Genomic DNA, 7,361 nt, shown 5'->3' with positions numbered 1-7,361 from the left:
GGGGTGGTGAGGGCGGGCAGGTCGTGGAGCCGGAGCATCTGCTGCTGGCGCTGCTCGACCGGGAGGGCAGCCGGGGCTCCTTCGCGCTCGCGGCTCTCGGACTCGGTGAACGGCGGGAGTCCGTGCGGCAGGCGTTGCGGGAGGCGCGGCGGCGGGCCGGGCTGACGCAGGCCGAGACCGATGCGCTCGCCGGGCTGGGGATCGATGTGGAGGAGATCGTCGCCCGGGTGGAGGAGGCTCACGGGGTCGGCGCCCTCGCCGGCGACCGGAAGGACAAGCGGTGGTGGTCGGGGCGTACCTCCTTCGGCCGGGCGGCCAAGGACGTACTGGAGCGCTCCCTGAGGGTCGCCCTCGCCCAGCGGGACCGGCACATCGGGGACGAGCACATCCTGCTGGCCCTGACCCTGCGCCCCGGTGTGCCGGCCGAGGTCCTCGCCGATCACGGGGTGACGTACGAGCACCTGGTGCGGGTGCTGTATGGCAGTGGCGGCGAGGCCAAGGCCGGCTGAAGGACTGGGCCCCCGGCGCAGCTACTTGTTCTGTGTGCGCAGGAGGGCTCCTATGTGGGCCGCCGCCGTCGACAGGTGGCGGCGGGCGTCGCGCAGCTGGTCGGGGGTGACGCCGTGGTCGCGGGCCGCGTCACGGATGTCGTCCCGGAAGCGGTCGAGCAGCCGGTCCAGGTCGCGGGCCGGGTCGCCTGTGGAGTCCGCGGCATCCTCATGGGCCCAGGCCGGTTCGTAGGCGGCGGGGAAGTCCTCCGGGGGCTGTGAGGGCGTCGGTTCCGCGGCCGGCCTGCCGGTGCCGGTCCAGTCGAAGCCGAGGTCCTTGCCGAAATCCTTGCCGTAGTCCTTTCCGAACTCGCCCACTTCCTTGGCCAGTTCGGTCAGGCCCTCGCGCAGGCCCGTCGGCCAGTCACCGCGGGCGAAGTGGTCCTGCACCTGCTCCTGCACGCGGCGGGTGATGCGCTGCACCTGCTCCTGGGCCTGTGCCCGGGCCTGTTCCTGGGCCTCCTTCGCCTGGCGGCGGGCACGCTGGGCGTCCTCGCGGGCGCGGCGGCTCTCGTCCTTCGCCCGCCGGGCCTGCTCCTTCCACTCCTGCCGGGCCCGGCGCATCTCCTCCTTGGCGATGCGCCAGGTCTCCTTGTCGCCGTACTGCGAGAAGTCGCCGTAGGGTGCCCCGGCCGTGCCGTCGTCCCTGGTGCCGCTGTCCTGGCGGGCCTCGGTCGCCGCCGCGCGCATCTCGCGGCGCAGGTCGCCGGCGGCTCCGCGCACGTCGGCCTGGATCTCCGCGGCCAGTTCGGCGACCGACTCCCGGATCTCCAGTTCCAGGTCGGCCAGCTCGCCGCTGCGGTCGGCCAGTTCGGCGCGGCCCGCGTCGGTGATCGAGTAGACCTTGCGGCCGCCCTCGGTGGTGTGGGTGACCAGGCCCTCGGCCTCCAGTTTGGCCAGGCGCGGGTAGACGGTGCCCGCCGAGGGTGCGTACAGCCCCTGGAAGCGCTCCTCCAGCAGGCGGATCACCTCGTAGCCGTGGCGGGGGGCCTCGTCCAGCAGCTTCAGCAGGTACAGGCGGAGGCGGCCGTGGGCGAAGACGGGGGGCATGTCAGAGCACCTTCTTGTCGGTCGTGCCGTCGGCCGGGACAGTGGTGGGGGCATCACCCGGGCCGGATACGGAATTGTCTCCCGAGCCGCCCCGGGGACCGCTCGCCGGGGCGGCCGCCGCACTGCTGCCGGCGGGCGGGGTGTCCCTCGGTCCGCTGTGCTCGTCCTCTCCGGACGGGCGGCGCAGCAGGGCGATCGAGCCGGAGACGGTGGTGGCCCGCAGTTTGCCGGTGCCCGCGCCGAGGCGGCCTGTGATCTTGTGAGCGCCCCACTGGCCGTGCACCCGGAGACCTTCGAAGGCGTTGGAGACCGAGCCGCTCGCGGTGTTCGCCTCGACCTCGGTGTCCGCCGGATACGGCAGCCGGATGGCGATCTCGCCGGAGACGCTCGTCAGCCGTACGTCCGTCGGGCCGTCCGGGTCGAGGTCGACGATCATCGAGCCGCTCACCGAATCCGCCCGCACGGAGGGGCCGGAGCCCTCGACCACCGTGAGGTCGCCGGAGACGGAGTTGAACCGGAGGTCGCCGGTCACGTCCTGGGCCTCCAGGCTGCCGGAGACCGTGTCGGCGCGGACCGGGCCGGAGAGGCCCACGAGCGTCGTGTCGCCGGTGACGCCCTTCACCACCGACGGGCCGTGGATGCCGGAGACGACGGCTGCCGCGCCGACCACACCCACCTCCACGCGCGTGCCGGCCGGGACGGCCAGGGAGACCACCGCGCTGCGGCGCCAGCCCTTGCGGTCCAGCCACTTGAGGAAGCCCTTCCAGGGCAGGTCCTCGTAGGCCACCGTGAGGACGCCGTCCTGCTGGGTCACCACCAGGGGCGGCCCCTCGATCTCGGAGATCTCCAGGCGGGCGGAACCTTCGTCCGTGCCCACCACGTTCACCGTTCCGTTGACCAGACGCACGTGCAGATCGCTCACGGGGTCGTCGAAGGTGAGCTTCCTCGGTTCCGTGACGGACCACTCGGACATGGTGCAGACCTCCCCGTCTCGACGCGCCATATCGCGTCCTCTCGAATTCACGATATATCGCGGTCGGGGAAAGTCAAGACACCCGTCCGGGGAGAGGAGGGCAGGCATAAGCGCTCAAAAGCTGAGGATTCGACCTAGCGTGTGACCATGTCGACGGAAGCCGCCCGCACGGGACCCGCACCCGGGGCGCTGCTGTTGTGCCGGGCGGCGCCCGGGTGCGTGGCCCCCGTCGCCGATCTGCTGCGCGAGCCGATGCAGCTCACGCCCGCGGGCGACGCGTGGAGCGTGCTCGTCCCCGAGGGCCGGCCCTGGCGGGATGGCGCCGAACCCGTCGACCGCGTGGCCACCGGGTGGGCCACGGCCCTCGCCGTAGGAGCTCCCTGGCCCGTCCTCGCCCTGTGGTGGGACACCGACCACGCCGGCTTCACGCTCGCGTCCGGCTTCCGCCGACCCGTCGGGTTCGTCTGGCTCGCGAGCGGTGTCCCGGTGGGGGAGGACGAGGCGATGCGCACCTTCGCCGCGCGTATGGGCCTCGACCCCGTCCTGGACGGACAGGACCTCGACCGGCTGACCGCACCCGATCCGGCGGCCGACGCACGCAGCCGTCTGCGCGGCCTGCTCGCGGTCCTCGCGCCCGTGGGCGTCTCCCTGCCCGCGGAACTGGCCCCCGGCGAACCCGCCGGCCGCCTCCGGGAAGCGGCCGCCCGCCGGCCGGACAGTCTGCCCGTCGAGTGGCCCGGCCGACGCGAGGCGGGCGCGGAACGCGACCCCGTCGGCCGCACCCCTCTCGGCCCCTGGATGCCCTGGACGGGTGGCCCCAGGGCCCGCGCCCTGGCCCTGGCGCAGCTGGCGGCCGGCCTGCCGCTCCTGGTCTGGGGCCTGCGACGGCGGGGCAGCGGCTGGGCCACTGCCGGGGCGCTGCTCCTCGCGCACGGCGCACTGGGCCTGACCTACGACCTCACACGCCCGCGCGACTGACGCCGCCCGGGAGCGGCCGGATCCGGTCCCTGCTCGTCGTCCTCGTCGTCCAGCCGAGCGGCCGGATCCGGTCCCTACTCGTCGTCCTCGTCGTCCAGCCGCGCCAGCCACGTCGCCAGCCGCTCCACCGGTACCTCGAAGTCGGGATTGAGATCGACGAACGTCCGCAGCTGCTCGGCGAGCCACTCGAAGGTGACTTCCTCCTCGCCGCGCCGCTTCTCCAGTTCCTCGATGCCACGGTCCGTGAAGTACATGCCCTCAAGGATATGTGCGCGCAAACGGCCGGGCCGCACCCCCCGAAGCGGGGGATGCGGCCCGGCCACGCACGAACCGCGCGAAGGCGGTTACGCCTCGAACACCTCACGCACCAGCTGCTCCTGCTCGGCCTGGTGACGCTTCGCGGAACCCACCGCCGGGGACGAGCCGTGCGGGCGCGAGATGCGCCGCAGCCGCTCGCCGTGCGGGACGTCCGCGCCGACCGCCAGGTCCAGGTGGTCGATCAGGTTGAGCGCGATGAACGGCCAGGCACCCTGGTTCGCCGGCTCCTCCTGGGCCCACAGGTACTTCTCGGCGTTCGGGTACTTCTTGATCTCCGCCTGGAGCTCGGTACCCGGCAGCGGGTACAGGCGCTCGATGCGGATGATCGCCGTGTCCGTCACACCGCGCTTCTGACGCTCGGCCTCGAGGTCGTAGTAGACCTTGCCCGCGCAGAAGACGACCTTCCTGACCGCGGCCGGGTCCACCGACGCGTCGCCGATGACCGGCTGGAACTGGCCCGTCGTGAACTCCTCCGCCTTCGCCGCCGCCGCCTTCAGGCGCAGCATCGACTTCGGCGTGAAGACCACCAGCGGCTTGTGGTGCGGGTTGTGCACCTGCCACCGCAGGAGGTGGAAGTAGTTCGACGGCGACGTCGGCATGGCGACCGTCATGTTGTTCTGCGCGCACATCTGGAGGAAGCGCTCCGGACGGGCCGAGGAGTGGTCCGGGCCCTGGCCCTCGTAGCCGTGCGGCAGGAGCAGGACGACGCCGGACGTCTGGGCCCACTTCTGCTCGGCCGACGAGATGAACTCGTCCACGACCGTCTGGGCGCCGTTGACGAAGTCGCCGAACTGCGCCTCCCACATCACGAGCGCCTCGGGGCGGGCCAGCGAGTAGCCGTACTCGAAGCCCATCGCCGCGTACTCGGAGAGGAGGGAGTTGTAGACGTTCAGCCGCGCCTGGTCCTCGGAGAGGTACTGCAGCGGCGTGTACTCCTCGCCGGTGCTGCGGTCGATGATGACCGCGTGGCGCTGGCCGAACGTACCGCGCTGCGAGTCCTGGCCCGCCAGGCGGACCGGGACGCCCTCCAGCAGGAGGGAGCCGATCGCGAGGGTCTCGCCCATGCCCCAGTCGATGGTGCCGTCCTCGACCATCGACGCCCGGCGCTGCAGCTGCGGCAGCAGACGCGGGTGGACGGTGATGTTGTCGGGGATGTTGACCTGGGACTCGGCGATCCGCTTGACGATCTCCGTGGTCACCGCGGTGTTCACGGCGACCGGGAACTCGGCCTGCGGGTCCGAGGACTCGACCGTACCGGGCTGGGACGTGGCCTCACGGACCTCCGTGAAGACCTTCTCCAGCTGGCCCTGGTAGTCCTGCAGCGCCTGCTCGGCCTCTTCCAGGGTGATGTCGCCGCGACCGATGAGGGACTCGGTGTAGAGCTTGCGCACCGAGCGCTTCTTGTCGATCAGGTCGTACATCAGCGGCTGGGTGAAGGCCGGGTTGTCCGACTCGTTGTGACCGCGGCGGCGGTAGCAGATGAGGTCGATCACCACGTCCTTGTTGAACGCCTGGCGGAACTCGAAGGCGAGCCGCGCGACGCGGACCACGGCCTCCGGGTCGTCGCCGTTCACGTGGAAGATCGGGGCCTCGATCATGCGGGCCACGTCCGTCGCGTACATGGAGGATCGCGAGGACTCGGGGGCCGCGGTGAAGCCGACCTGGTTGTTGATGACGATGTGGACCGTGCCGCCGGTGCGGTAGCCGCGCAGCTGCGACATGTTCAGGGTCTCGGCCACCACGCCCTGGCCCGCGAAGGCCGCGTCGCCGTGGATCGCCACCGGCAGGACGGTGAAGTCCGTGCCGCCCTTGTTGATGATGTCCTGCTTGGCGCGCGAGACGCCCTCCAGGACCGGGTCCACCGCCTCCAGGTGCGAGGGGTTCGCGACCAGGGAGACCTTGATCTGCTCGCCGTCGAGACCGGTGAAGGTGCCCTCGGCGCCCAGGTGGTACTTCACGTCACCGGAGCCGTGCATCGACTTCGGGTCGAGGTTGCCCTCGAACTCGCGGAAGATCTGCGCGTACGACTTGCCGACGATGTTGGCGAGGACGTTCAGCCGGCCGCGGTGGGCCATGCCGACGACGACCTCGTCCAGGCGGGACTCGGCGGCCGAGTCCAGCACGGCGTCCAGCAGCGGGATGACGGACTCGCCGCCCTCCAGGGAGAAGCGCTTCTGACCGACGTACTTCGTCTGCAGGAAGGTCTCGAAGGCCTCGGCGGCGTTCAGCCGGCGCAGGATGCGCAGCTGCTCCTCGCGCTCCGGCTTGGTGTGCGAGCGCTCGATGCGGTCCTGGATCCACTTGCGCTGCTTCGGGTCCTGGATGTGCATGAACTCGACGCCGGTGGTGCGGCAGTACGAGTCGCGCAGCACGCCGAGGATGTCGCGCAGCTTCATCAGGGACTTGCCGGCGAATCCGCCGACGGCGAACTCGCGCTCCAGATCCCAGAGCGTGAGGCCGTGCTCGGTGATGTCCAGGTCGGGGTGCTTGCGCTGCTGGTACTCCAGCGGGTCGGTGTCGGCCATGACGTGGCCGCGGACCCGGTAGGAGTGGATCAGCTCGAAGACGCGGGCGGCCTTCGTGACGTCGTCGTCGTGGCTGGCGTCGATGTCCTTGAGCCAGCGGACCGGCTCGTAGGGGATGCGCAGCGCCTCGAAGATGTCGTCGTAGAAGCCGTTCTCACCGAGGAGGAGGTTCGCGACGATCCGCAGGAACTCGCCGGAGGCGGCGCCCTGGATCACCCGGTGGTCGTAGGTCGACGTGAGCGTCATGACCTTCGAGATGCCGAGCTTGTTCAGCGTGTCCTGGGACGTGCCCTGGAACTCCGCCGGGTAGTCCATGGAGCCGACGCCCATGATCACGGACTGGCCGGGCATCAGACGCGGCACGGAGTGGACCGTGCCGAGGCCGCCGGGGTTGGTCAGGGAGACCGTCACGCCGGTGAAGTCGTCCATGCCGAGCTTGCCGTCGCGGGCGCGGCGGACGATGTCCTCGTAGGCCTGCCAGAACTCGAAGAAGTTCAGCGTCTCGGCCTTCTTGATGCCCGCGACCACGAGCTGGCGGTCGCCGTTGGGCTTGACCAGGTCGATGGCGAGGCCGAAGTTGACGTGCTCCGGCTTGACCAGGGTCGGCTTGCCGTCCTTCTCCGCGAAGGAGTAGTTCATCGACGGCATGGCCTTGATGGCCTGCACCATCGCGTAGCCGATCAGGTGCGTGAAGGAGATCTTCCCGCCCCGGGCGCGCTTCAGGTGGTTGTTGATGACGATGCGGTTGTCGAACAGCAGCTTCACCGGGACCGCGCGCACGGACGTCGCCGTGGGCACCTCCAGGGAGGCGTTCATGTTCTTCGCGACCGCGGCGGCCGGGCCGCGCAGCACGACCTGCTCGGGGCCCGAGGGGGCCTCGGCGGCGGGCTCGGCCTTCTTCGGGGCCGCGGCCGGCTTGGCGGCGGGCTTCGCGGCCGGCGCGGCCTGCGCCGGAGCGGGGGCCTGGGC

The 7,361-nt window shown here is 71.2% G+C and carries 6 protein-coding genes; 2 read left to right on the top strand and 4 right to left on the bottom strand.

Annotated features, from left to right (window positions below):
• Window positions 1-509, top strand: a 509-nt coding sequence (locus tag C1J00_RS34500; protein ID WP_102912897.1) for a Clp protease N-terminal domain-containing protein, incomplete at its 5' end; no start/stop codon positions are given.
• Between the two features lie 21 nt (window positions 510-530).
• Here the strand turns inward: C1J00_RS34500 and C1J00_RS34495 are convergent.
• On the bottom strand, window positions 531-1,598 hold the full coding sequence (locus tag C1J00_RS34495; RefSeq protein ID WP_102912895.1) for a PadR family transcriptional regulator: 1,068 nt from the start codon (window positions 1,596-1,598) through the stop codon (window positions 531-533).
• Window position 1,599: 1 nt separating this feature from the next.
• Window positions 1,600-2,571: a DUF4097 family beta strand repeat-containing protein gene (locus C1J00_RS34490; protein WP_102912894.1), complete on the bottom strand. Its 972-nt coding sequence runs from the start codon at window positions 2,569-2,571 to the stop codon at window positions 1,600-1,602.
• Window positions 2,572-2,718: 147 nt separating this feature from the next.
• Here C1J00_RS34490 and C1J00_RS34485 point away from each other — a divergent pair, with 147 nt between their 5' ends.
• Window positions 2,719-3,549, top strand: a complete 831-nt coding sequence (locus C1J00_RS34485) for a hypothetical protein (protein ID WP_102912896.1) — start codon at window positions 2,719-2,721, stop codon at window positions 3,547-3,549.
• A 74-nt stretch (window positions 3,550-3,623) separates the two neighbouring features.
• Here C1J00_RS34485 and C1J00_RS34480 read toward each other — a convergent pair whose 3' ends face one another.
• Both C1J00_RS34480 and C1J00_RS34475 read right to left on the bottom strand, forming a co-directional pair.
• Window positions 3,624-3,803, bottom strand: a complete 180-nt coding sequence (locus C1J00_RS34480) for a DUF6104 family protein (protein ID WP_003992906.1) — start codon at window positions 3,801-3,803, stop codon at window positions 3,624-3,626.
• A gap of 90 nt (window positions 3,804-3,893) precedes the next feature.
• Window positions 3,894-7,361, bottom strand: a 3,468-nt coding sequence (locus C1J00_RS34475) for a multifunctional oxoglutarate decarboxylase/oxoglutarate dehydrogenase thiamine pyrophosphate-binding subunit/dihydrolipoyllysine-residue succinyltransferase subunit (RefSeq protein ID WP_180989800.1), incomplete at its 5' end; no start/stop codon positions are given.

The sequence above is a fragment of the Streptomyces cahuitamycinicus genome (genome assembly GCF_002891435.1).
Classification (GTDB): domain Bacteria; phylum Actinomycetota; class Actinomycetes; order Streptomycetales; family Streptomycetaceae; genus Streptomyces; species Streptomyces cahuitamycinicus.
The sequence above is the reverse complement of the archived record's forward strand: the minus strand, read 5'-3'. Positions and strand labels throughout refer to the sequence as shown.

What these genes read in the sequence shown, in the direction of transcription:
- C1J00_RS34495 (WP_102912895.1), bottom strand. Translation starts at nt 1,598, where the DNA reads ATGCCCCCCGTCTTCGCCCACGGCCGCCTCCGCCTGTACCTGCTGAAG.
- C1J00_RS34490 (WP_102912894.1), bottom strand. Translation starts at nt 2,571, where the DNA reads ATGTCCGAGTGGTCCGTCACGGAACCGAGGAAGCTCACCTTCGACGAC.
- C1J00_RS34485 (WP_102912896.1), top strand. Translation starts at nt 2,719, where the DNA reads ATGTCGACGGAAGCCGCCCGCACGGGACCCGCACCCGGGGCGCTGCTG.
- C1J00_RS34480 (WP_003992906.1), bottom strand. Translation starts at nt 3,803, where the DNA reads ATGTACTTCACGGACCGTGGCATCGAGGAACTGGAGAAGCGGCGCGGC.